The following is a 23,028-nucleotide window of genomic DNA, read 5'->3' on the forward strand; positions in this document are numbered from 1 at the left end:
ATCGCGCCGATTTTCACTATTTGGTAAACAGCGCCGGAGCGGCCGCCGGTACGGCGTCCGGCTTGTCAAGCGGACATCGATCGGGTACGCTCGGTTGTTTGCTCGGCTCGATTTTTGAGCGTTTTGTGCAGGTTTTCCGCGTGACGTACCCGGTTTGCGCGGCCTGATCGGCCTTCCGGGCAAAATCCGTCACGCTTGCGCGTTGCGTCCCAGCCGTTCCCCTCGTCGTCCGTCCACAGCCACAAGCCGCGTGACCGAACGGCAACGCGGCCTGTCCAGCGCGCCCGTGCGGCTTCTCCTCCAGTTCAGAACGACAATGGCACTCATCGTACATAAATACGGCGGCACTTCGATGGGCTCGGTCGAGCGCATCAAGAACGTCGCGAAACGCGTCGCAAAATGGCATCAGGCCGGGCACCAGATGGTGGTCGTGCCGTCGGCGATGTCCGGCGAAACCAACCGTCTGCTCGGTCTCGCGAAAGAGATTTCGAGCCAGCCGAGCCCGCGTGAGCTCGACATGATCGCGTCGACCGGCGAGCAGGTCAGCGTCGGCCTGCTGTCGATCGCGCTGCAGGAGATCGGCGTCGAGGCCGTGAGCTATGCCGGCTGGCAGGTGCCGATCAAGACCGACAGCGCATACACGAAGGCGCGCATCCACTCGATCGACGACGAGCGCGTGAAGGCCGACCTGAACGCAGGCAAGGTCGTGATCATCACGGGCTTCCAGGGCGTCGATCCGGACGGCCACATCACGACGCTCGGCCGCGGCGGCTCGGACACGTCGGCGGTGGCGGTCGCGGCCGCGCTCGATGCAGAAGAGTGCCTGATCTACACGGACGTCGACGGCGTCTACACGACCGATCCGCGCGTCGTCGAAGAGGCGCGCCGCCTCGATCGCGTGACGTTCGAGGAAATGCTGGAAATGGCGAGCCTCGGCTCGAAGGTTCTGCAGATCCGCTCGGTCGAATTCGCCGGCAAATACCAGGTGAAGACGCGTGTGCTGTCGAGCCTGACCGATCCGCTGATTGCGCTCGACGTGGAAATGCGCTCGGGCACCCTGATTACTTTTGAAGAAGACGAGACCATGGAAAAGGCAGTCATTTCCGGCATCGCGTTCCAGCGCGACGAAGCACGCATTGCTGTGATGGGCGTGCCCGACAAGCCGGGCATCGCGTATCAGATCCTCGGCCCGGTCGCGGACGCGAACATCGACGTCGACATGATCATCCAGAACCAGAGCGTCGAAGGCAAGACGGACTTCACGTTCACGGTCGGCCGCGGCGACTACCAGAAGGCGATGGACATCCTGACCAACCAGGTGAAGGGCCACGTGAGCGCCGAGCAGGTGCAGGGCGATCCGAAGGTGTCGAAGGTGTCGGTCGTCGGCGTCGGCATGCGTTCGCACGTGGGCGTCGCGAGCAAGATGTTCCGCACGCTGTCGGAAGAGGGGATCAACATCCAGATGATCTCGACGTCCGAAATCAAGATTTCGGTGCTGATCGACGAGAAGTACATGGAGCTGGCCGTCCGCGCGCTGCACAAAGCATTCGAACTCGAACAGGCGTAATGAAATTTTCGTGATGCATTGAAGAAAATGCATCAAAGAAATTGACCTGCGGCTCGAAACCCTATATTATCTTCTTCTCGTCGCACTGCCTCCCTGGTGCGAGCGAAAGTTTGGGAGACGTGGCCGAGAGGTCGAAGGCACTCCCCTGCTAAGGGAGCATCTGGGCCAAAACCTGGATCGAGGGTTCGAATCCCTCCGTCTCCGCCAGAAGTGGCGGAACAAGCCCCGCAAGTTTTCGGACTTGCGGGGCTTTTTCTTTTGGTTGTCACGTCGCCCCCCAATCCCCCTCGACTTCCTCCAAGCTCCCGCGCTAAATAGCGATATAGCCTCGCGCCCCTCAGCCGGAGTCCCGCCCCGCATGCATTCCGTCCTCACGCTTCTTTCGCATCGCCCCGTCGACGGGCTCGTCGCCAACCACGCCGATTACGCGCACAGCCACGGCTACCGCCACGCGGTCGTCGACAGCGCGCACATCTACGGCGAGCGTCAACAAGTGCTTCACAAGTACCACGCGATCATCGCGCAGCTCGCGGCGATGGAGCCGCAGGCATTGCTTCTCGTGCTCGACCCATTCTCCGTCGTACTGGCCCGGCACGCACTGCCGGAGATCGCCGACGGCTACGACGCGATCGTCACCACCCAGACGCCGACGTCGCCATTACCCGCGCCCAGCGGCATGATCTTCCGCAACGTCCCCGACGTTCGCGAGCGCTTGCGGCGTCTTACGGTCGAACTCGGCAAGTGGGCGATGCATCTGCCCGAGCGGCAGAACGAATGCGAAGCGACGCTGCTCGCCGAACACTTCCCGCCGTTGCCGTTCGATCAGCCGCTGTCGAACCGCCATTACGCATCGGCCCAGACCGTGTGGCGCGACGGCCATGCAATCGACGTGGTCGTGAGCGCGCGTCCGCTCGTCGCGCATCAGGCGCCCGAATGGCGGCAGATCGACGGCGTATGGGCGCCGACGCCCGACTACGACTTCCGCTACGTGCTCGCGCTCGTCGACGATGCGGCGCGCGTGCTGCACGGCGAACAGCCGCACGCGATGGCCGACTGGCGCGCCGCGCAACAGCGCACGCGCGAGCCGGTGCGGCATCTGAATCCGCAGGCGCGCATTGCATTCGTGAGCCTGCATACGTCGCACATCGCCGGCTACGGCGATCTGCACGAAGAGAACTTCGTTCGCTATTGCACGCGACACGGCTACGCGTACCACGCCTATCGCGAGCCGCCGTCGTTCCTGCCGCCCGGCGTCGACGCGAACTGGGCCAAGCTGCATCTGATTCGCGAACACCTGCCGCAGCACGACTTCGTGTTCTGGGTCGATGCCGACATCCTCGCGATCGACCAGCGTCAGCCGGTCGACGGCGTGATCGACGGCCGCGATTTCGTGATCGGCACCGATCACACGGCCTGGGCGATCAACTCCTGCATGATCGGCGTGCGCAACGTCGCGCCGATGCATGAACTGGTCGGCCGCATATGCGCCCGCATCGAGAGCTTCGACGACCGCTCGTCGGTATACGCGAGCGGCGGCGACCAGCAGGCGATCTACGTTGAACTGCTGGCGGCCGGCATGATCGATGCGCGCTACATCGTCGATGCGACGTCGCTCGCATCGTCGCCGGTCTATGCGACGCGCGACAGCCGCTTCGTCCATTTCCCCGCGCAGCACAATCACTATCGCGCGGTGTCGATGCAAGTGTGGGACCGGCTGAGCCGCGAGCGCTGACACGACGCGCGGCCGCCGATGCCGCGCGTTGAAGCCAAAACGAAAGGGTGCCTGTAAGGATCGAGCGACGCGCAGACCTCGCACGCTGCGGCTCGTCGTTGCATGCACAGCAGCATGCTTCCGGAAAAAAATGCGACGACGCGCGCCATCCGGCACGCCAGGTGCCCGTTCAATACGAAAAATTACGCATAAAAATCAGCGGCCTATCGGGCGAACGGAATTTCATGTTCTGTTGCGCTGCAAAAAATAATCAGCCGCTTTATGCTGGTTAACCCGATTGCGCTTGAGCGGCATCAATCTTTGTTCTGATTCCGCTTTACATTTTGCCAACATTGTCGATCCACGAAATCTATCTGTCGATTTGATTTCGTTCCTTCGTCGCGTCTGTTCCCGATGCAGCGCGCGACCCACCCAGGGCCTGTTGACATGCATGAGTTCCCCTTTCTGAGCCTGGCCATCTGGGCTCCGATTCTGTTCGGCGCGTTCCTGCTGCGCGCCGGTTCCGACGATCGCGTACATCGCATCAGAGTGATCGCGCTCGCCGGCGCGCTCGCCGGGCTCGCGGCCGTCGCGCCGCTGGTCGCGGGCTTCGACACGCATTCGGCCGCGATGCAGTTCACCGAATCGCGCGACTGGCTGGCCGCTTTCCACGCCGGCTGGCGCGTCGGGATCGACGGCGCGTCGCTATGGCTCGTCGTGCTGACCGCCTTCACGACGCTCGTGATCATCGTCGCGTCATGGGAGTCCGTCACGGTGCGCGTCGCGCAATACCTGGCGTCGTTCCTGATCTTGTCGGGACTGATGGTCGGCGTGTTCGCGGCGCAGGACGGCCTGCTGTTCTTCATCTTCTTCGAAGCGACGCTGATCCCGCTCTACCTGCTGATCGGCACGTGGGGCCGCGAAAACCGCGTGCATGCGGCGGTGAAGTTCTTCTTCATCTCGTTCGCGGGCTCGTTGCTGCTGCTGATGGCGATGCTGTACCTGTACGCGAAGTCGCACACGTTCGACATGAGCGTGTGGCGCACGCTGCAGCTCGGCTTCGCGCCGCAGCTGCTGGTGTTCCTCGGCTTCTTCGCGGCCTTCGCGGTCAAGGTGCCGATGTGGCCGGTTCATACGTGGCTGCGCGACGTCTACTCGGACGGCCCGACCGGCGCCGCGCTGATGCTCGGCATGCTGAAGCTCGGCGGCTACGGCTTCCTGCGCTTCGCGCTGCCGATCACGCCGGACGCGAGCCATTTCTTCGCGCCGGCCGTGATCGCGCTGTCGCTGTTCGCGATCGTCTACGCGAGCCTGCTCGCGCTCGCCCAAACCGATCTCGGCAAGCTGCTCGCGTATTCGACGGTCGCGCACATGGGGCTCGTCACGCTCGGGCTGTTCCTGTTCAACCGGATCGGCGTCGAAGGCGCGATCGTGCAGCTCGTGTCGTACGGCTTCGTCGCGGGCGCGATGCTGCTCTGCGTGAGCGTGCTGTCCGACCGCACGAACACCCGCGCGATCGCGGAGTACGGCGGCGTCGCGAACGTGATGCCGCGCTTCGCGACGTTCGCGCTGCTGTTCTCGATGGCGAACGTGGGGCTGCCAGGCACGTCGGGGTTCGTCGGCGAGTTCATGATCATCATGGGCGCGATCCGCTTCAACTTCTGGATCGGCGCGCTGGCGGCGCTGACGCTGATTCTCAGCGCGTCGTACACGCTATGGATGCTCAAGCGGGTCGTGTTCGGCAAGGTCGCGAGCCCGCGCATCGCGCAGCTCGTCGACCTGAACCGCCGCGAGATCGTGGTGTTCGCGTCGCTCGCGCTGATCGTGCTGATGGTCGGCGTCGATCCGAAGCCGTTCACCGACGCGATCGATCCGACGGTCGCGCGCCTGATCGAAGACGCGAGCCATTCGAAGCTGCCTGCCGGCGACGACGCCGCGCCGGCACGACCCGCCTACATGGCCGCCGCGCACGGCTGACCGGAGGAGGCCGCGCGCAGCGGCCGCCTCGTCAGACGAATGCGATGGTTGCGCGCACATCCAGTGGCGCGGCGCTTGTCGCACCGGCTTCCGGCACGCGGCCGGCTGCGTGAAATTGCCCCGCGACAATGTGTCTCACATCGGATTTTGCAATGATGATTTGTCGTACATCAAGGTTTTTGCTTGCGTCCGGGCGACGTATGATGCGGCCACTTTCGTGGATCGAATGCGCATCGGGCATACGCAAACGGTTTCAATGACTCTCGGGCTGTGTGATGAAAAGAAGAGCTTCAAGAGGCTGGGCGGCGCTGATGTCAATCGGCGCGGCACTGAGCCTGTCAGGCTGTAATTTTGACGTACTTAATCCGAAAGGCAGCATCGGCGCCGCCGAGAAAGCGCTGATCGCGACGTCGACGTGGGCGATGCTGATCGTCGTCGTGCCGGTGATCCTGCTGACGCTGTACTTCGCGTGGCGCTACCGCGCGTCGAACCGCAGCGCGACCTATGCGCCGGACTGGTCGCATTCGACGGCGATCGAGGTCGTGATCTGGACCGTGCCGACGCTGATCATCCTGTTCCTCGGCATCCTCACGTGGAAGACCACGCACGAGCTCGACCCGTACAAGCCGCTCGAGTCGTCGGTCAAGCCGATCGACGTCGAAGTCGTCGCGCTCGACTGGAAGTGGCTGTTCATCTATCCGGAGCTCGGCATCGCGTCGGTGAACCAGCTCGCGATTCCGGTCGGCACGCCGGTGAATTTCCGCATCACGTCGGACTCGGTGATGAACTCGTTCTTCATCCCGCAGCTCGGCGGCCAGGTCTACGCGATGGCCGGCATGCAGACGCGCCTGCACCTGATCGCCGACGAAGCGGGCGATTACGCGGGCACGTCCGCCAACTTCAGCGGCCGCGGCTTCTCCGACATGAAGTTCCGCACGCTCGCCGAGCCGCGCGAGCAGTTCGATGCATGGGTGAAGAAGGTGAGGGCGTCGTCCGACCGGCTCGACATGACCGCGTACGGCACGGTCGCGCAGCCGAGCGAGAAGGCGCCGGTGCGCTACTTCTCGTCGGTCGATCCGAAGCTCTTCCACAACATCATCGCGAAATACAACGATGGCCACGTCCTCGACCTGAAGGACGCCGCCTGCGGCACGAAGGGGTAACGCATGTTCGGCAAACTGACACTTTCGGCGATCCCGTTCGACCAGCCCATCATCATGGGGGCGGGCGCCTTCATGGGGCTCGTCGTGCTGGGCATTCTCGCCGCACTGACGATCACCGGCCGGTGGAAATGGCTGTGGAGCGAATGGCTGACGTCGGTCGATCACAAGAAGATCGGCGTGATGTACATCATCGTCGCATTCATCATGCTGCTGCGCGGCTTCGCGGACGCGATCATGATGCGCATGCAGCTCGCGCTCGCGTACAACGCGCCCGGCTTCCTGCCGCCGCACCACTACGACCAGATCTTCACCGCGCACGGCGTGATCATGATCTTCTTCATGGCGATGGTGTTCATGGTCGGCCTGATGAACCTGATCGTGCCGCTGCAGATCGGTGCGCGCGACGTCGCGTTCCCGTTCATCAACTCGCTCTCCTTCTGGATGACGGCGGTCAGCGCGATCCTGATCAACATCTCGCTCGTGATCGGCGAGTTCGCGCAGACGGGCTGGCTCGCGTATCCGCCGCTCTCCGAGCTGCAGTACAGCCCGGGTGTCGGCGTCGACTACTACCTGTGGGCGCTGCAGATTTCCGGCGTCGGCACGCTGCTGACGGGCGTCAACTTCTTCGTGACGATCATCAAGATGCGCGCGCCGGGCATGTCGCTGATGAAGATGCCGGTGTTCACGTGGACCGCGCTGTGCACGAACGTGCTGATCATGGCGTCGTTCCCGATCCTGACCGCGACGCTCGCGCTGCTCGGCCTCGATCGCTACCTCGGCATGCATTTCTTCACGAACGAAGCCGGCGGCAACGCGATGCTGTACCTGAACCTGATCTGGGCGTGGGGGCATCCGGAGGTGTACATCCTGATCCTGCCGGCGTTCGGGATCTTCTCGGAAGTCATCGCGACGTTCGCGAAGAAGCCGCTGTTCGGCTACAAGACGATGGTGTATGCGACCTGCGCGATCATGGTGCTGTCGTTCCTCGTGTGGCTGCATCACTTCTTCACGATGGGCTCGGGCGCGAACGTCAACGCGTTCTTTGGGATCATGACGATGATCATCGCGATCCCGACCGGCGTGAAGGTGTTCAACTGGCTGTTTACGATGTACCGCGGCCGGATCGAATTCTCGACGCCGGTGCTGTGGACGATCGGCTTCATGGTCACGTTCACGCTCGGCGGGATGACCGGCGTGATGATGGCGATCCCCGGCGCGGACTTCGTGCTGCACAACAGCCTGTTCCTGATCGCGCACTTCCACAACGTGATCATCGGCGGCGTGCTGTTCGGCTATCTCGCGGGCTTCAACTACTGGTTCCCGAAGGCGTTCGGCTTCAAGCTGAACGAGAAGCTCGGCAAGGCCGCGTTCTGGTTCTGGCAGGTCGGCTTCTACGTCGCGTTCGTGCCGCTGTACGTGCTCGGCTTCATGGGCATGACGCGCCGCCTGAACCACTACGACAACCCGGCGTGGCATCCGTGGCTGCTGGTCGCCGCGTTCGGCGCCGTGCTGATCGCGATCGGCATCGCGTGCCAGCTGCTGCAGCTCGTGGTCAGCATCCGCAACCGCAACCTGCCGCAATCCCGCGACACGACGGGCGACCCGTGGGGCGGCCGCACGCTGGAATGGGCGACGACGTCGCCGCCGCCGGCGTACAACTTCGCGACGATCCCGCAGGTGCGCACGCTCGACGCGTTCGCCGACATGAAGGCGCGCGGCGAAGGGCAAGGGAAGAGCGCGACGTACCGCGACATCCACATGCCGTCGAATACGAGCGCCGGCCTGTTCGTCGGCGTGTTCAGCCTCGCGCTCGGCTTCGCGCTCGTGTGGCACATCTGGTGGCTCGCGATCGCCGGGCTGGCCGGCATCGTCGCGACGCTCGTGATCTACAGCTCGCGCAATAACGACGGTTATTACATTCCCGCCTCCACGGTGCGGCGAATCGAAGAGCCGCGACACGCCGCGCGCACGACTGCGCCGCGCGTCGACGACGTGGAACTGGAGGCCAACTGATGTTGCAGAAAACCTTGAGCGCAAACCTGGTCGGCCACGCGGACGGCCACGACCATCCGCCGTCGCATTCGGTGTTCGGCTTCTGGCTGTACCTGATGACCGACTGCGTGATCTTCGCGGCGCTGTTCGCGACGTTCGCGGTGCTCGGCAACCAGTACGCCGGCGGCCCGACCGCGAAGGACCTGTTCGACATTCCGGGCGTCGCGGTCGAAACCGCCGCGCTGCTGCTCTCGAGCATCACGTACGGCTTCGCGATGCTCGGCGCGCACCGCGGCAAGCGCGGCGTGACGCTCGTCTGGCTCGCGGTGACGTTCGTGCTCGGCGCGGCGTTTCTCGCGATGGAGCTGCGCGAGTTCTCGCACCTGATCGCGGAGGGCGCGGGCCCGCAGCGCAGCGCGTTCCTGTCGGCGTTCTTCACGCTGGTCGGCACGCACGGGCTGCACGTGAGCGCGGGTCTCGTGTGGATGATCGTGCTGGCCGCGCAGATCGCGTTCGGCCGCGAGCTGACCGAGCGCGACATCCGGCGCCTGACGTGCCTGAGCCTCTTCTGGCACTTCCTCGACATCGTGTGGATCTGCGTGTTTTCCTTTGTCTATCTCGCGAGCGTGATCTAAATGGCCCATTCGCATTCGTCTCAACTCGAAGAAGGGCACGGCAGCGTCGGCGGCTACATCGCCGGCTTCATCCTGTCGGTGCTGCTCACGGCCGCGTCGTTCGGTCTCGTGCTCGGCGGCGTGCTGTCGCCGCATGCGTCGCTGATCGCGCTCGCGGTGCTCGCGCTCGTGCAGATCGTCGTGCACCTCGTGTACTTCCTGCACATGAACAGCTCGTCGGGGCAGCGCTGGAACGTGATGGCGTTCAGCTACACGGTGCTGACCGCCGCCATCCTGATCGTCGGCACGCTGTGGGTGATGCACAACGTCAGCATGAACATGATGTCGCGTTGAGCGACGGCGCGCCGCGGCGGATCTGCTGCGGCGCGCATCTCATGTAAGGAAGGGCGGCACGCGAGTGCCGCCTTTTTTCGTTCGGCGCGTGCCGTTCGCGCGGAACTCGGCGGCGAGGCGGCGCTTCGCGTTGTCCAGGCCCGCCGGGGAGTAGGGGCTCGCGTATGCCGGCCAGCCGGCCGGCGCAAATACTGGCGTCAATTGTTACGAGACGTTAGCTCGCATGTGCGGCTGCGATCCCGCGCATCAGTTCTTACAAACTTGAAATATGCGGTGAGGCGGCTTGTCGCTATAGTCGAATCACACATCACACGACTCGAAGAGGATCCGTGAAGACTTTGCGTGTTGCCTCGCTCTTGACCGGTATGACGGCCTTGCTCCTGTCGGGCGCAGCAATGGCGGGTGTCAATGTCGGGATCAACGTCGGCGTGCCGGCGCCGGTCTACGTCGCGCCCGCGCCGGTGTATGTGCCGCCGCCCCCGCCGCCGGTCGTCTACCAGCCGGCGCCGGTGTATCGCGCGCCCGTGTACGCTGCGCCTGCGCCGGCCATCGTGATCGGCTGGCACGGCGATCGCTACTGGGACGGCCGCCGCTACTGGGGGCGCGACGACTGGTATCGCCACCATCGCGGCTGGGATCGCGGGCATGGGCACTGGGACAACGGGCGCCACAACGGCTGGCGGTGATTGGTTGAGGTGCGCCGAGTCGCTCGAGCGGCGCGAGCAGGTCGGGCGTCCGAGCACCGGAGCACCGACTGGCCGGGCACCCAAGCACCCGAACGTCGCGCTCCCAATGGCCGCGCGGCTGCGCGCCCCAAGCGCTCCAACGACACGCCCGCCCACCCGACGAACCGCCCATCGGCACACCCGCCCACGGGCGGTTTTTCTTTGCCCGTGCGGACGTGCGCGCAGTTCCAGCCAAGCGTCGCTACGCCGCACGCAGGCCGCCATCTGGCTCGATGTCGACTTGAATGGGTAGAATCGACCCCGTTCCATCCCTCAATCGACCGACAGGGCCTCTATGACGAAGGGTTCGCGCCACGCTGCCGCCGCGTCCATCCGCTGCGGCGTCGCGCACGTGCTGCGCACGGCCGGCCGCAGCGCGGCCGTATGGGCAATACAGGCCGTGCTTGCCGCGAGCGCCGCGCATGCCGCCCACGCGATCGCCCAGTACGGCGAGCCGAAATATCCGCCGGGCTTCGCGCATTTCGACTATGTGAATCCGGATGCGCCGAAGGGCGGCACGCTCGTGCTCGCGAATCCGACCCGGCTGACGTCGTTCGACAAGTTCAACCCGTTTACGATGCGCGGCAATGCCGCGCCCGGCATCGAGATGCTGTTCGAGAGCCTGGCGACGGGCAGCCTGGACGAGCCCGCGTCCGCGTACGGGCTGCTTGCCGACGATATCGCGGTCGCGCCGGACCGCCTGTCGGTCACGTTCCACCTGAACCCGCGCGCGCGCTTCTCGAACGGCGATCCGGTGACGGCAGCCGACGTCAAGCATTCGTTCGACACGCTGAAGAGCAAGCAGGCGGCGCCCCAGTTCGCCGCGTATTTCGCCGAGATCACGAAGGCGGTCGTGGTCGATCGCGCGACCGTGCGCTTCGAGTTTCGCAGCGCGAATCGCGAGTTGCCGCTGATCGCGGCCGCGGTGCCGGTGTTCTCGCGCAAATGGGGGCTGCGTGCGGACGGCACGCGCATTCCGTTCGACCAGCTCGCGTTCGAGCAGCCGATCGGCAGCGGGCCGTACCTGATCGAGCGCTACGACAACGGCCGCAACATCACGTACCGGCGCAACCCCGCGTACTGGGGCGCCGACCTGCCGGTGCGGGTCGGCACCCACAACTTCGAGCGGATCGTCTACAAGCTGTACGGCGACGGCGTCACGCGCCTCCAGGGGTTCAAGGCGGGCGAGTACGACGTGCTCGTCGAGAACATCGCGCGCAACTGGGTGCGGCACGACGTCGGCAAGCGCTTCGACAGCGGCGAGCTGGTCAAGCGCGAATTCCGGCAGCACAACGGCGCGGGCATGCAGGGCTTCATGCTGAACCTGCGCCGGCCGCAGTTCCGCGACGTGCGGGTGCGCCAGGCGCTCGACCTCGCGTTCGACTTCGAATGGCTGAACCGCCAGCTGTTCTACGGCGGCTATACGCGCCTCGACAGCTACTTCGCCGACACCGACCTGCAGGCGACCGGCATGCCGGGGCCGGGCGAGCTTGCGCTGCTCGAGCCGCTGCGCGCACACCTCGATCCGGCGGTGTTCGGGCCGATGGTCGTCCAGCCGAACACCGATCCGCCCAACTCGCTGCGCGCGAACCTGCTGAAGGCGCGCGCGCTGCTCGCGCAGGCCGGCTGGACGTATCGCGACGGCGCGCTGCGCAACGCGCAGGGCGAGCCGTTCACGTTCGAGATCCTCGACGACGCGGGTTCCGCGTTCGAGCCGATCGTGGCCGCGTACCAGCGCAATCTCGCGAAGCTGGGCATCGACGCGAGGTTCCGCACTGCCGACTACGCGCTGCTGCAAAAGCGCATGGATGCGTTCGACTACGACATGACGACGATCCGCTACCTCGGGGTGCAGGTGCCGGGCGCCGAGCAGTTCTCGCGCTACAGCAGCAAGTTCGCGGACGAGCCGGGTTCGGACAACGTCATCGGGCTCAAGTCGCCGGCCGTCGACGCGCTGCTGCAGGCGCTCGGCGCCGCGCAGACCCGCGAGCAGCTGGTCGATGCGGCGCGTGCGCTCGACCGCGTGCTGATGCACGGCTACTACGCGATCCCGCAGTGGTACAGCACGACGCATCGGGTCGCGTACAAGCGCACGCTCGGCTATCCGCAGACGCTGCCGCTGTACTATTCGGCGGAGGGCTGGGTCGTGTCGACCTGGTGGGTCAAGCCGGGCAGCTGAGCGCCGTGCGTCCCGCCCGCCGTCCCAACCGTTGTCAATCGATCGCGAGTCGACGCTTATGTGGAGCTACATCCTCAAACGCCTGCTGTTGATGATCCCGACGCTCGTCGGCGTGCTGACGCTCACGTTCGTCGTGATCCAGTTCGTGCCGGGCGGCCCGGTCGAACAGGCCGTGCAGGAACTGCGCAAGGGCGCGACGGAGCAGGGCGCGACGCCGTTCGGGATGCGCTCGCGCACCGGCGTCGATCCGCAGCAGGTCGCGCAGCTCAAGGCGCTGTACGGCTTCGACAAGCCGCCGCTCGAGCGCTACGTGCTGATGCTGAAGCACTTCGCGCGCTTCGATCTCGGCGACAGCTACTTCCGCCACCAGAGCGTGTGGTCGCTGATCGTGCAGAAGCTGCCGGTGTCGATCAGCATCGGCTTGTGGACGTTCTTCCTCACCTACCTGATCTCGGTGCCGCTCGGCATCGCGAAGGCCGTGCGCAACGGCTCGCCGTTCGACGTCGCGACGAGCCTCGTCGTGCTCGTCGGCTATGCGATTCCCGGCTTCGTGCTCGGCGTGCTGCTGCTCGTGCTGTTCGGCGGCGGCTCGTTCTGGCAGCTGTTCCCGCTGCGCGGGCTCACGTCGGACAACTTCGCGGCGCTGTCGACGGCCGGCAAGGTCCTCGACTACCTGTGGCACATCGCGCTGCCGATCACCGCGTCGGTCGTCGGCAGCTTCGCGGTCGTCACGATGCTCACGAAGAACGCGTTCCTCGACGAGATCCGCCGGCAATACGTGCTGACCGCGCGCGCGAAGGGGCTGTCCGAGCGCCGCGTGCTGTGGAAGCACGTGTTCCGCAACGCGATGCTGCCGCTCATCGTCGGCTTTCCGGCCGCGTTCATCGGCGCGTTCTTCACCGGCAGCCTGCTGATCGAGACGCTGTTCACGCTCGACGGCCTCGGGCTGCTGTCGTACGAGTCGGTCGTGCGTCGCGACTACCCGGTCGTGCTCGGCACGCTGTACCTGTTCACGCTGATCGGCCTCGCGACCAAGCTGATCTCCGACCTCTGCTACGTGTGGGTCGACCCGCGCATTCAATTCGAAAACCTGGAGCGCTGAGATGAAACGACCCCCACGCTCGCTTTGCCCGCTGCCCCCCGAGGGAGAGGCCAGCCGCCCACGCTCGCTTTGCTCGCCGCGTTTCGACGGCGACACCGGCGCGCGCCGCGCCGCCCGCGGAGGGCGCGCATGAGCCAGGCCGCCGCATCGTCCCGCCTCGACGCCGCGCGCGCGCGCGTGTCGCCGTCGCCCGCGCGCCGCGTGTGGCGGCGCTTCACGCGGCAGCGCCTCGGCTACTGGAGCTTCGTGATCTTCGTCGTCGCGTTCGCCGCGAGTCTTGCCGCGCCGCTGTGGTCGAACGACAAGCCGCTCGTCGTCCGCTACGACGGCCACTATTACTTCCCGATGTTCAACACGTATCCGGAGACGACCTTCGGCGGCGATTTCCCGACGCCCGCCGACTATCTCGATCCGTACGTCCGCAAGCGTCTCGAGGCGCCCGGCAATTTCGTCGTCTATCCGCCGAACCGCTACCACTACGACACGCTGAACTACTTCTCGCGCGTGCCGAATCCCGCGCCGCCGTCGCGCGAGAACTGGCTCGGCACGGACGCGCAGGGGCGCGACCTGCTGGCCCGGCTCGTCTACGGGTTTCGCGTGTCGGTCGAATTCGGGCTGGTGCTGACGCTGATCGGCACGCTGCTCGGCATTGTCGCGGGCGCGGTGCAGGGCTTCTTCGGCGGCCGCATCGACATCGTCGGGCAGCGGCTGATCGAGATCTGGAGCTCGCTGCCCGAGCTGTACCTGCTGATCATCTTCGCGTCGATCTTCGAGCCGAGCTTCCTGCTGCTGATCGTGCTGCTGTCGCTGTTCGGCTGGATCGGCCTTGCCGACTACGTGCGCGCAGAGTTCCTGCGCAATCGCACGCAGGACTACGTGCGCGCGGCGCGCGCGATGGGGCTCACGAACTGGCAGATCATCTGGCGCCACGTGCTGCCGAACAGCCTGACGCCGGTGATCACGTTCCTGCCGTTCCGGATGAGCGGCGCGATCCTCGCGCTCACGAGCCTCGACTTCCTCGGGCTCGGCGTGCCGCCGCCGACGCCGAGCCTCGGCGAGCTGCTCGCGCAGGGCAAGGGCAACCTCGATGCGTGGTGGATCTCGCTGTCGACGTTCGGCGTGCTGGTCGCGACGCTGCTGCTGCTGACCTTCATGGGCGACGCGCTGCGCAACGCGCTCGACACGCGGATCGCCGATTCCGTGCGGGCGGCGGGAGGCCAGCGATGAGCGCCGCCGCCGTACCGATGCCGCCGCGCGACGAGCCGCTGCTGTCGCTCGAGCGCCTGCAGGTCCGCTTCGGCGACACCGTCGCGGTCGACGACGTGACGCTCGCGATCGGCCGCGGCGAGCGCGTCGCGCTCGTCGGCGAGTCGGGCTCGGGCAAGAGCGTGACCGCGCTGGCGATCCTGCGCCTGTTGCGCGACGCGGAGGTCGGCGGCACGATCCGCTTCGCGGGCCAGGACCTCGTCGCCAAGAGCGAGCGCGAGATGCGCGGGCTGCGCGGCTCCGACATCGCGATGATCTTCCAGGAGCCGATGACGGCGCTCAACCCGCTGTATACGATCGGCGCGCAGATCGGCGAGACGATTCAGCTGCACGACGGCGTGACGGCCGGCGAGGCGAGAAAGCGGGCGATCGCGCTGCTCGCGCGCACCGGCATCGCGGAACCGGAGCGGCGCGTCGACAGCTATCCGCACCAGCTGTCGGGCGGCCAGCGGCAGCGCGCGATGATCGCGATGGCGCTCGCGTGCCGGCCGCGGCTGCTGCTCGCCGACGAGCCGACCACCGCGCTCGACGTGACGATCCGCGCGCAGATCGTCGAGCTGCTGCTGGAGCTGCAGCGCGAGGAAGCCGAAAAGCGCGGGATGGCGATCCTGCTGATCACGCACGACCTGAATCTCGTGCGGCACTTCGCCGACCGCATCGCGGTGATGGAGCGGGGCCGGCTCGTCGAGAGCGGGGCGGTCGAGCGGATCTTCGCCGCGCCCGAGCACCCGTATACGCAGCGCCTGCTGAACAGCCGGCCGCAGCGCGCGGTCGTGCCGGTGTTGCCGATCGCGCCGGTGCTGCTCGACGCGCGCCACGTGACCGTGCAGTTCGCGCGCAAGCGCCCGGGCCTCGCGGGCTGGTTCAAGTCCGTGCCGGTGGCGGCGGTGTCGGACGTGTCCGTGTCGGTGCGGCAGGGCGAGACGCTCGGCGTGGTCGGCGAGTCCGGCTCCGGCAAGTCGACGCTCGCGATGGCCTTGCTCGGGCTGCAGAAGACCGCGCACGGCGAAATCGAATTCCAGGGGCGCGCGCTGTCGAGCTACCGCGGCCGCGAGCAGGCCGCGCTGCGCTCGAACATGCAGGTCGTGTTTCAGGATCCTTTCAGTTCGCTGTCGCCGCGCCACACGATCGAGCGGATCGTCGGCGAAGGGCTCGAGCTGCACCGTCCGGACCTGTCGGCCGACGCACGGCGCGCGAAGTCGCTCGCGGTGCTGCGCGAGGTCGGCCTCGACCGCACGGTGATGCATCGCTATCCGCACGAGTTCTCCGGCGGGCAGCGCCAGCGGATCGCGATCGCCCGGGCGCTCGTGCTCGAGCCGCGCATCCTGATCCTCGACGAGCCGACGTCGGCGCTCGACGTGTCGATCCAGCAGCAGGTGCTGAAGCTGCTCGCGAATTTGCAACAGAAATACAACCTCGGCTATCTGTTCATCAGCCACGACCTGGACGTGATCGGCGCGATGGCCCACCGCGTCGCGGTGATGCAGGACGGGGCGATCGTGGAGGCCGGCGAGGTCGCCGACATCTTCACCAAACCGTCACATCCTTACACACAAAAGCTGTTGAAAGCAGTCTGGAAAGCGTGATAGGGCGCCAATGGTCTGACCATCTCGATTGTATTTTTTAATTTGTTTTGACAAACGGATACGCGCTGGCTAGTATCGACCGAAATTTTCCGCCAATCAGCTGATTTTTAAGCACAATCCATCGACCAATGCAGCACCGATCCCTGACCCAGGCATGCGCGCGCGCCGTCGCCGGGATGTTTATCGGCGTCCTGTTCGCTGCAACTTCCGGCGCGTTCGCCGACGAAGTCAGCAGTTTTAATCAGAATGCCACGAATTCGACTCAATCCGGGTCGGCTTCCTCCCAGAATTCCCAAGCCAACGCATCGTCGTCGAGCGGCGGCGCGAGGTCGTTCCTGTCCGGCATGGCGGGCAAGGCGGGTGACGTCGTCGTCGGCGCGCTGAACATGATCGGCGTCCGCTACCGCTGGGGCGGCAACACGCCGGATTCGGGGCTCGACTGCAGCGGCTTCGTGCGCTACGTGTTCCAGGACACGCTCGGCATGTCGCTGCCGCGCCGCGCGGAAGAGATGAGCCGGGTCGGCGAGAAGGTGCGCGTGAGCGAGCTGAAGCCGGGCGACCTGGTGTTCTTCAATACGATGCGCCGCACGTTCTCGCACGTCGGCATCTACATCGGCGACAACAAGTTCGTGCATTCGCCGTCGACGGGCAGCACGGTTCGCGTCGACGATCTCGACAGCACCTATTGGGAAAAGCGTTTCAACGGCGCGCGCCGGATCGAGTCGCAGTTCCCGATGAAGGCCGATGATCTGCGCCAGCGCGTGCGCGCGACGATCGGCGACGACGCGGCGAACGGCAGCAACTGAGCGTTCCCCGACAGCCGGATCGAAAACCCTGTCGCCCGAAAGGCGGCAGGGTTTTTTGCTTTTGGGGCAGTCGACGCCTGGCGCTGCCTTATGCGGCAGTCGCGGCGGTCCCGGTGCGCGCCGCCGCGAGCTTGCGCTGCAGCTCGGGCATGATGCGCGCGACCGCTTCCTCGCCGGCGAGGATCGCCGCGTTGCGCTGGCTGAAGTCGCTGCCGCCCATCGCGTTGAGGCTCGGGCGGATCACGACGTCGGCGTACTTGTCGAGCTCGTAGGTCTTGATCGTCTGGCCCATGATCGTGAACGTCTGCAGCAGCATCTCGATCGGGTTGCCGGTCGCCGCGCCGTCCGGGCGCGCGGAGATGTCGACCGCGATCACGAAGGTCGCGCCCATCTTGCGCGCGTAGGACGCGGGCACCGGGCTCACGAGGCCGCCGTCGACATACTCGCGGCTGCCGATCTTCACCGGCTCGAACACCGACGGCACGCTGCTCGATGCGCGCACCGCGAGCCCCGTGTTGCCCTGCTGGAACAGGATCGGCTGGCCGTTCTGCAGATCCGTCGCGACGATCCCGAGCGGCTTCGCCATCTTCTCGATCGGCCGGTTGTTCAGCGTCTTGTTGATGAAATTCTGCAGCGCGACGCCCTGCAGCAGGCCGCGCGAGCGGAACGGCAGCGCCCAGTCGCTGATCGCGGACTGGTCCATCTCGAGCGCGAGCTTGTTGAGCTGCAGTGCGTTCATGCCGGACGCATAGAGCGCGCCGACCACCGAGCCGGCGCTCGTGCCGGCGACGATCTCGATCGGGATGCCGCGCGCCTCGAGTCCTTTCAGCACGCCGATGTGCGCGAAGCCGCGCGCCGCGCCGCCGCCGAGCGCGATGGCGATCTTCACCGGCTTGTCGTGCGACTGGGCGGCGGCGTTGTCGGGGCGGCTCTTGCCGCCGGGCGACGTGCAGGCGGCGAGGCTGGCGGAAGCGCACGCGATCGTGAACTGGCGGCGCGACAGGCGAGGGGACGACATCGAAGGTTCTCCAGCGTCGGGCGGCGGGCGACGGGCCCGCCGCGTCGGTAGGTCGGGGCGGTGCGGCGGGTGCCGCGCGGCCGGCGCGGCGCCGGCAAGGCGGCCGCGGCGCGCACATCATAAAGCAAGCGCCGCGCTTGGCGCGATGTCCGGCGCGGGTATAATTTCGGCTTCTTTTCCGTTCCGGGCGTCGCCGGTCCCGTTGTAGTTCGGGCAGCCGTTGCCGACCCCGCGTCGAAATCATTCACGCGCCCCAGGCGTTCGAGTTACCGTTTATGACCCGTCCTGTCCGTACCCGCTTCGCGCCGAGCCCCACCGGCTTCATCCATCTCGGCAACATCCGCTCCGCACTCTATCCGTGGGCGTTCGCCCGCAAGATGCAAGGCACGTTCGTGCTGCGCATCGAGGATACCGACGTCGAGCGTTCGTCGCCGGAAGCGGTCGATGCGATCCTCGAAGGGATGCGGTGGCTCGACCTCGATTTCGACGAAGGCCCGTTCTACCAGATGCAGCGGATGGACCGCTATCGCGAGGTGCTCGCGAAGATGCTCGAAGAGGGCCTCGCGTACCCGTGCTACATGTCGACCGAGGAACTCGACGCGCTGCGCGAGCGCCAGCGCGAAGCCGGCCTGAAGCCCCGCTACGACGGCACGTGGCGTCCGGAGCCGGGCAAGGTGCTGCCCGAGCCGCCTGCGGGCGTGAAGCCGGTGCTGCGTTTCCGCAACCCGCTGACGGGCACCGTCGCATGGGACGATGCCGTGAAGGGCCGCGTCGAGATCTCGAACGAAGAGCTCGACGACCTCGTGATCGCGCGTCCGGACGGCACGCCGATGTACAACTTCTGCGTGGTGGTCGACGACCTCGACATGGGGATCACGCACGTGATCCGCGGCGACGACCACGTGAACAACACGCCGCGCCAGATCAACATCCTGCGCGCGCTCGGCGGCGAAGTGCCGGTCTATGCGCACCTGCCGACCGTGCTCAACGAGCAGGGCGAGAAGATGAGCAAGCGTCACGGCGCGATGAGCGTGATGGCCTACCGCGACGCGGGCTATCTGCCGGAAGCGGTCGTGAACTACCTGGCGCGCCTCGGCTGGTCGCACGGCGACGCCGAAATCTTCTCGCGCGAGCAGTTCGTCGAGTGGTTCGACCTCGAGCATCTCGGCAAGTCGCCGGCGCAGTACGACCACAACAAGCTGAACTGGCTGAACAACCACTACATCAAGGAAGCGGACAACACGCGTCTTGCCGCGCTGTCGAAGCCGTTCTTCGAGGCGCTCGGCATCGACGATGCGGCGCTCGCGAGCGGCCCGGCCCTCGATGCGGTGATCGGCCTGATGAAGGATCGTGCGTCGACGCTCAAGGAAATCGCAGAGGGCGCGGCGATGTTCTATCGCGTGCCGGCGCCGGATGCCGAAGCGCTTGCGCAGCACGTGACCGACGCGGTGCGCCCGGCGCTGGCCGAACTCGCGGCGGCGCTGAAGACGGCCGAGTGGAGCAAGGAGGCGATCTCGGCCGCGCTGAAGGCGACGCTGGCCGCGCACAAGCTGAAGATGCCGCAGCTCGCGATGCCGGTGCGCCTGCTGGTCGCGGGCACGACGCATACGCCGTCGATCGACGCGGTGCTGATGCTGTTTGGCCGGGATGCCGTCGTGTCGCGCATCGAGGGCGCGCTGGCCTGAGGTTCGAGCAGTCGCGAAGCCGTCGATCGGTGGCTTCGCAAAAAATTTTGCTCGAATCGCAAAAAGGGTATTTACAAGCGCAAAGTTGGTCCATATAATTTCATTTCTGTTCTGCAAGGGGGTATAGCTCAGCTGGGAGAGCGCTTGCATGGCATGCAAGAGGTCAGCGGTTCGATCCCGCTTACCTCCACCAACAGAACAAACCAATCGATTCGCGAAGCAGGGTAGTTAAAAAATGCTTCACAAAACGATTTAAAGCAGTTAGAATTTCGGCCTTCGTTGTTGATGAAAAATTAATAACGGAAGCCAGACAGATCTGAAAAGATTTTGTCCCCTTCGTCTAGAGGCCTAGGACATCACCCTTTCACGGTGAGTACAGGGGTTCGAATCCCCTAGGGGACGCCAGATTCAGCGGCGTTTCGATGGAAGTGTCGCGAAGCCTGCAGGAACGTAACCGACGTCCTGAGGGTTAGGGTTAAGAAAGTTGGAGCGGTAGTTCAGTCGGTTAGAATACCGGCCTGTCACGCCGGGGGTCGCGGGTTCGAGTCCCGTCCGCTCCGCCAGAACGAAGCCCGTTCAAGACGTATTTGAGCGGGCTTTTGTATTAAGGATGTAAGCAGTACGTTGTCCCCTTCGTCTAGAGGCCTAGGACATCACCCTTTCACGGTGAGTACAGGGGTTCGAATCCCCTAGGGGACGCCAGATTCAGCGGCGTTTCGTTGGAAGTGTCGCAAGGCTTGCAGAGTGTCACCGACGTCTGCGGGCCAGGGTGAAGAAAGCTGGAGCGGTAGTTCAGTTGGTTAGAATACCGGCCTGTCACGCCGGGGGTCGCGGGTTCGAGCCCCGTCCGCTCCGCCAGAACGAAGCCCGTTCAAGACGTCATTTGAGCGGGCTTTTGTATTAAGGATGTAAGCAGTACGTTGTCCCCTTCGTCTAGAGGCCTAGGACATCACCCTTTCACGGTGAGTACAGGGGTTCGAATCCCCTAGGGGACGCCAGATTTCGGCGTCGTTCGAACAAACGATGCGCCGGCAGGAAGCAACCGACGCCTGCCAGGCAAGCAGCAAGACTGGAGCGGTAGTTCAGTCGGTTAGAATACCGGCCTGTCACGCCGGGGGTCGCGGGTTCGAGTCCCGTCCGCTCCGCCAAAAAATGAAGAAGCCCGCCTTGAGCGGGCTTTTTCATTCGCGTTTTCTTCTCGTGCCCGCATGCGCGGGCGCCTTGATCCTCATCGCCGCTCCGAGAAATTCGCGATTGCATCCGCCGGCGACTGCGCTATCGTGGCGGAGTGCGATCTCGACCCAAGCGCGATGCTCGATCCCACCGACCTGCGACTCCTGTATCAGCTCCGCCCTGCGGAGCCCTGCGATTTTCCGTTTGCCGAAGCGCTGACGCACGGCAACATGGGTGGCTATTACAAGCGCCACGGGCTCGTATGGCGCAGTGACCTGTTCTACGCGAGCTGGCGCGAGTCCGAGAACTTCATCCTCGAAGCCGACGGCGAGCGGATCGGCGTGCTCCGCGTCACGGAAGAGGGCGATTCGCTGCACATCCGCGACGTGCAGATCGCGGCCGGCCATCGCGGACACGGCGCCGGCACCTACCTGCTCGAGATGTCGCATCGCTGGGCGCGGGCGCGCGGGCTGAGCGAGCTCCAGTTGCGCGTGTTCGTCGACAATCCCGCCGCGCGGCTGTATCTGCGCATGGGCTATCGCGTGACCGGGTCGCGGTTCGCGCAACTCGGCGCGATCCGGCACATGGTGCGGCCGGTCTGACGGCCGCGCACTGCCGTCACGGTTGGGGCTCCGCCGTGTCGCCGTGCGGTTGTCCGTCGCTTCCCGTCATGCCTTCCGCGGCCTCGTGCGCGTGGCCGCGCAGCATGAACGCGCGCGGGCTTTCGCCGAAGGCGCGCCGGAACATCGCGGAGAACGCGCTCTGGCTCTGGTAGCCGAGTTCGCGCGCGATATGCGACAGCGGACGCCCCTGGTTCAGCAGCGGAATCGCGCGCGCGAGCAGCGCCTGCTGCCGCCATTGCGAAAAGCTCACGCCCAGTTCCTGCTTGAACAGCCGTGAAATCGTGCGCGTGCTCGCGCCGACCTCGCCCGCCCAGTGTTCCAGCGATTCCGCCTGCGCGGGCTGCGCGAGCACCGCTTCGCACAGCGTGCGCAGCCGTTTCTCGTCGGGCATCGGCACCGACAGCGGCAGCGGTTCGGCGTGGCTCAGTTCGTCGAGCACCAGTGCGCAGAGCAGGCGTTCGCGCGCCGCGCCCAGATCGCGCGCGTCGAGCGCGACGATCAGCTCGCGCAACAGCCCCGTCACTTCGACGACGCGGCATGCGTCGAGCCCGCCCGGCACGATCGACTCGTCGATGTACAGCGTGCGCAGGTACGCGTCCTCGACGATCAAGACCTCATGCGTCACGTGCGGCGGCACCCAGATTGCCCGCGACGGCGGCACCATCCACGTGGTTCCCGTCGTCGCCATGCGCAGCACGCCGCGCGACGCATAGGCGAGCTGCGCCCATGCGTGCGTGTGACGCGGTATGCGCGCGCCGGCGGGAACCGGCCGCGCACGCACGCGCATCGGGTGGACCGGCGTCGGCGCGAATTCCGGCGGAATGTCGATGACGTCGTACGGGTTCGATGCGTCGGCTTGGGCGGACGGATTCATGGGCAATTCGGATGGTGCGGCAGCGATGCCGTCATTTTAGAAGGCGCCGCGCAGGCGCATGCGGCGGTTTTTCAGCTGATAATGACCGGCCCGAATGAACTTTGTATGGAGCTGCGCGCATTCCGTCCGGCGTAACGCACGCCGTCGCCGCGACGCCCCGGCCATACCAGAATCGAAGAAGGAGAAACACGATGCGCCACGTATTCGTCTACGGCACGTTGAGAGCGGGAGAGGCCAACGATATCGGCCATGCGGCTGCGCGGCACGGCATCGCGGCGCCGACGCTCGTCGGTGCGGCCGCGCTGCCGGGCGAACTGTACGATTTCGGCACGTATCCGGGCATGGTGGCCGGTGCGGCCGGTCAGTCGCTCGTGTGGGGCGACGTGTACGCGGTCGACGAACTGTTGCTGCCCGTGCTCGACGAGATCGAGCGCGTGTATCCGGGCGTCGACACCCTGTTCAGGCAGGAAGCGACGCGCGTCGAACTCGGCGGCCGTCAGTACGCGTGCCTGTATTACCCGGTCGCCGCACATGCGGTGTCGGATAGGCCGCGCATCGCGTCGGGCGACTGGGTCCAGCATCGGCGCGAGCGCGAAGCCGCCTGAGCCTGCGC

Annotated in this window: 19 protein-coding genes, 8 tRNA genes and 1 pseudogene; 24 read left to right on the forward strand and 4 right to left on the reverse strand. The window is 65.7% G+C overall.

Annotated features, from left to right (window positions below; translation table 11 throughout):
- Nucleotides 1-96: 96 nt before the first annotated feature.
- Nucleotides 97-334 (reverse strand): annotated as a pseudogene (locus WJ35_RS32700) (hypothetical protein); the annotation flags it as partial.
- Between WJ35_RS32700 and WJ35_RS01740 the strand changes: the two are divergent.
- From WJ35_RS01740 to WJ35_RS01755, 4 genes are all read left to right on the forward strand, one after another.
- Complete coding sequence (locus WJ35_RS01740; RefSeq protein ID WP_010099099.1) at nt 317-1,567, forward strand: aspartate kinase; 1,251 nt, start codon at nt 317-319, stop codon at nt 1,565-1,567. The pseudogene WJ35_RS32700 and the gene WJ35_RS01740 sit on opposite strands and share 18 nt — an antisense overlap.
- Nucleotides 1,568-1,680: 113 nt before the next feature.
- Nucleotides 1,681-1,774 (forward strand) — tRNA-Ser (locus tag WJ35_RS01745).
- A gap of 151 nt (nt 1,775-1,925) precedes the next feature.
- A complete protein-coding gene (locus tag WJ35_RS01750) occupies nt 1,926-3,299 on the forward strand; it encodes a hypothetical protein (RefSeq protein WP_034195293.1) in 1,374 nt (457 codons plus the stop codon).
- Nucleotides 3,300-3,725: 426 nt separating this feature from the next.
- Nucleotides 3,726-5,255, forward strand: coding sequence for an NADH-quinone oxidoreductase subunit M (locus tag WJ35_RS01755; protein WP_069238653.1), 1,530 nt, complete (start codon nt 3,726-3,728; stop codon nt 5,253-5,255).
- A gap of 31 nt (nt 5,256-5,286) precedes the next feature.
- On the opposite strand, the gene WJ35_RS29390 is transcribed toward WJ35_RS01755, so the two are convergent.
- Nucleotides 5,287-5,496 (reverse strand): hypothetical protein, encoded by a 210-nt coding sequence (locus WJ35_RS29390; RefSeq protein WP_080484203.1) that lies wholly within the window; start codon nt 5,494-5,496, stop codon nt 5,287-5,289.
- Between the two features lie 34 nt (nt 5,497-5,530).
- Between WJ35_RS29390 and cyoA the strand changes: the two genes are divergently transcribed.
- From cyoA to WJ35_RS01805, 10 genes are all read left to right on the forward strand, one after another.
- Nucleotides 5,531-6,418, forward strand: a complete 888-nt coding sequence (gene cyoA, locus WJ35_RS01760; protein WP_069238654.1) for a ubiquinol oxidase subunit II — start codon at nt 5,531-5,533, stop codon at nt 6,416-6,418.
- Between the two features lie 3 nt (nt 6,419-6,421).
- Complete coding sequence (gene cyoB, locus WJ35_RS01765; RefSeq protein WP_060232454.1) at nt 6,422-8,431, forward strand: cytochrome o ubiquinol oxidase subunit I; 2,010 nt, start codon at nt 6,422-6,424, stop codon at nt 8,429-8,431.
- Complete coding sequence (gene cyoC, locus WJ35_RS01770) at nt 8,431-9,045, forward strand: cytochrome o ubiquinol oxidase subunit III (protein ID WP_060232451.1); 615 nt, start codon at nt 8,431-8,433, stop codon at nt 9,043-9,045. The genes cyoB and cyoC overlap by 1 nt, the downstream gene beginning before the upstream one ends.
- A complete protein-coding gene (cyoD, locus tag WJ35_RS01775; RefSeq protein WP_059487386.1) occupies nt 9,046-9,378 on the forward strand; it encodes a cytochrome o ubiquinol oxidase subunit IV in 333 nt (110 codons plus the stop codon).
- Nucleotides 9,379-9,707: 329 nt separating this feature from the next.
- A complete protein-coding gene (locus tag WJ35_RS01780; protein ID WP_069238655.1) occupies nt 9,708-10,064 on the forward strand; it encodes a hypothetical protein in 357 nt (118 codons plus the stop codon).
- A 334-nt stretch (nt 10,065-10,398) separates the two neighbouring features.
- Complete coding sequence (locus tag WJ35_RS01785; RefSeq protein WP_069238656.1) at nt 10,399-12,282, forward strand: extracellular solute-binding protein; 1,884 nt, start codon at nt 10,399-10,401, stop codon at nt 12,280-12,282.
- 58 nt (nt 12,283-12,340) lie between these two features.
- Nucleotides 12,341-13,384 (forward strand): microcin C ABC transporter permease YejB, encoded by a 1,044-nt coding sequence (locus tag WJ35_RS01790; protein ID WP_060232444.1) that lies wholly within the window; start codon nt 12,341-12,343, stop codon nt 13,382-13,384.
- A 129-nt stretch (nt 13,385-13,513) separates the two neighbouring features.
- Nucleotides 13,514-14,611 carry an ABC transporter permease gene (locus WJ35_RS01795; protein WP_060232441.1) on the forward strand — a complete coding sequence of 366 codons (1,098 nt, stop codon included), beginning with the start codon at nt 13,514-13,516 and terminating at the stop codon, nt 14,609-14,611.
- Nucleotides 14,608-16,236, forward strand: a complete 1,629-nt coding sequence (locus WJ35_RS01800) for an ABC transporter ATP-binding protein (RefSeq protein WP_060232438.1) — start codon at nt 14,608-14,610, stop codon at nt 16,234-16,236. The genes WJ35_RS01795 and WJ35_RS01800 overlap by 4 nt, the downstream gene beginning before the upstream one ends.
- Before the next feature lie 128 nt (nt 16,237-16,364).
- Complete coding sequence (locus WJ35_RS01805) at nt 16,365-17,042, forward strand: C40 family peptidase (protein WP_029226500.1); 678 nt, start codon at nt 16,365-16,367, stop codon at nt 17,040-17,042.
- An 88-nt stretch (nt 17,043-17,130) separates the two neighbouring features.
- Here the strand turns inward: WJ35_RS01805 and WJ35_RS01810 are convergent, their stop codons facing one another.
- Nucleotides 17,131-18,060, reverse strand: coding sequence for a patatin-like phospholipase family protein (locus tag WJ35_RS01810; RefSeq protein ID WP_010092017.1), 930 nt, complete (start codon nt 18,058-18,060; stop codon nt 17,131-17,133).
- Between the two features lie 275 nt (nt 18,061-18,335).
- Between WJ35_RS01810 and gltX the strand changes: the two genes are divergently transcribed.
- The 9 genes from gltX (at nt 18,336) to WJ35_RS01855 (ending at nt 21,520) form a co-directional block, all read left to right on the forward strand.
- Nucleotides 18,336-19,745, forward strand: coding sequence for a glutamate--tRNA ligase (gene gltX / locus WJ35_RS01815; RefSeq protein WP_060232434.1), 1,410 nt, complete (start codon nt 18,336-18,338; stop codon nt 19,743-19,745).
- A 117-nt stretch (nt 19,746-19,862) separates the two neighbouring features.
- Nucleotides 19,863-19,938 (forward strand) — tRNA-Ala (locus WJ35_RS01820).
- Nucleotides 19,939-20,074: 136 nt separating this feature from the next.
- A tRNA-Glu gene (locus WJ35_RS01825) sits at nt 20,075-20,150 on the forward strand.
- 81 nt (nt 20,151-20,231) lie between these two features.
- A tRNA-Asp gene (locus tag WJ35_RS01830) sits at nt 20,232-20,308 on the forward strand.
- Nucleotides 20,309-20,371: 63 nt separating this feature from the next.
- Nucleotides 20,372-20,447: transfer RNA gene (locus WJ35_RS01835), tRNA-Glu, on the forward strand.
- Between the two features lie 79 nt (nt 20,448-20,526).
- Nucleotides 20,527-20,603 (forward strand) — tRNA-Asp (locus WJ35_RS01840).
- Nucleotides 20,604-20,667: 64 nt separating this feature from the next.
- Nucleotides 20,668-20,743: transfer RNA gene (locus WJ35_RS01845), tRNA-Glu, on the forward strand.
- A gap of 73 nt (nt 20,744-20,816) precedes the next feature.
- Nucleotides 20,817-20,893 (forward strand) — tRNA-Asp (locus WJ35_RS01850).
- Between the two features lie 162 nt (nt 20,894-21,055).
- Nucleotides 21,056-21,520 carry a GNAT family N-acetyltransferase gene (locus WJ35_RS01855; RefSeq protein WP_010092021.1) on the forward strand — a complete coding sequence of 155 codons (465 nt, stop codon included), beginning with the start codon at nt 21,056-21,058 and terminating at the stop codon, nt 21,518-21,520.
- 16 nt (nt 21,521-21,536) lie between these two features.
- Here the strand turns inward: WJ35_RS01855 and WJ35_RS01860 are convergent, their stop codons facing one another.
- Nucleotides 21,537-22,415: an AraC family transcriptional regulator gene (locus WJ35_RS01860; protein WP_069238657.1), complete on the reverse strand. Its 879-nt coding sequence runs from the start codon at nt 22,413-22,415 to the stop codon at nt 21,537-21,539.
- 191 nt (nt 22,416-22,606) lie between these two features.
- Here WJ35_RS01860 and WJ35_RS01865 point away from each other — a divergent pair, with 191 nt between their 5' ends.
- Nucleotides 22,607-23,020, forward strand: coding sequence for a gamma-glutamylcyclotransferase family protein (locus tag WJ35_RS01865; RefSeq protein ID WP_069238658.1), 414 nt, complete (start codon nt 22,607-22,609; stop codon nt 23,018-23,020).
- Nucleotides 23,021-23,028 lie beyond the last annotated feature (8 nt).

This window comes from Burkholderia ubonensis (assembly GCF_001718695.1).
Taxonomy (GTDB): domain Bacteria; phylum Pseudomonadota; class Gammaproteobacteria; order Burkholderiales; family Burkholderiaceae; genus Burkholderia; species Burkholderia ubonensis_B.

Excerpts from the sequence above, each read along its gene's own strand:
- WJ35_RS01865 (WP_069238658.1), top strand. The coding sequence starts at position 22,607 with ATGCGCCACGTATTCGTCTACGGCACGTTGAGAGCGGGAGAGGCCAAC.
- cyoD (WP_059487386.1), top strand. The coding sequence starts at position 9,046 with ATGGCCCATTCGCATTCGTCTCAACTCGAAGAAGGGCACGGCAGCGTC.
- WJ35_RS01855 (WP_010092021.1), top strand. The coding sequence starts at position 21,056 with ATGCTCGATCCCACCGACCTGCGACTCCTGTATCAGCTCCGCCCTGCG.
- WJ35_RS01750 (WP_034195293.1), top strand. The coding sequence starts at position 1,926 with ATGCATTCCGTCCTCACGCTTCTTTCGCATCGCCCCGTCGACGGGCTC.
- WJ35_RS01740 (WP_010099099.1), top strand. The coding sequence starts at position 317 with ATGGCACTCATCGTACATAAATACGGCGGCACTTCGATGGGCTCGGTC.
- WJ35_RS01800 (WP_060232438.1), top strand. The coding sequence starts at position 14,608 with ATGAGCGCCGCCGCCGTACCGATGCCGCCGCGCGACGAGCCGCTGCTG.
- WJ35_RS01810 (WP_010092017.1), bottom strand. The coding sequence starts at position 18,060 with ATGTCGTCCCCTCGCCTGTCGCGCCGCCAGTTCACGATCGCGTGCGCT.
- cyoC (WP_060232451.1), top strand. The coding sequence starts at position 8,431 with ATGTTGCAGAAAACCTTGAGCGCAAACCTGGTCGGCCACGCGGACGGC.
- WJ35_RS01860 (WP_069238657.1), bottom strand. The coding sequence starts at position 22,415 with ATGAATCCGTCCGCCCAAGCCGACGCATCGAACCCGTACGACGTCATC.
- gltX (WP_060232434.1), top strand. The coding sequence starts at position 18,336 with ATGACCCGTCCTGTCCGTACCCGCTTCGCGCCGAGCCCCACCGGCTTC.
- cyoA (WP_069238654.1), top strand. The coding sequence starts at position 5,531 with ATGAAAAGAAGAGCTTCAAGAGGCTGGGCGGCGCTGATGTCAATCGGC.
- cyoB (WP_060232454.1), top strand. The coding sequence starts at position 6,422 with ATGTTCGGCAAACTGACACTTTCGGCGATCCCGTTCGACCAGCCCATC.
- WJ35_RS01790 (WP_060232444.1), top strand. The coding sequence starts at position 12,341 with ATGTGGAGCTACATCCTCAAACGCCTGCTGTTGATGATCCCGACGCTC.
- WJ35_RS29390 (WP_080484203.1), bottom strand. The coding sequence starts at position 5,496 with ATGCCCGATGCGCATTCGATCCACGAAAGTGGCCGCATCATACGTCGC.
- WJ35_RS01795 (WP_060232441.1), top strand. The coding sequence starts at position 13,514 with ATGAGCCAGGCCGCCGCATCGTCCCGCCTCGACGCCGCGCGCGCGCGC.
- WJ35_RS01805 (WP_029226500.1), top strand. The coding sequence starts at position 16,365 with ATGCAGCACCGATCCCTGACCCAGGCATGCGCGCGCGCCGTCGCCGGG.
- WJ35_RS01755 (WP_069238653.1), top strand. The coding sequence starts at position 3,726 with ATGCATGAGTTCCCCTTTCTGAGCCTGGCCATCTGGGCTCCGATTCTG.
- WJ35_RS01785 (WP_069238656.1), top strand. The coding sequence starts at position 10,399 with ATGACGAAGGGTTCGCGCCACGCTGCCGCCGCGTCCATCCGCTGCGGC.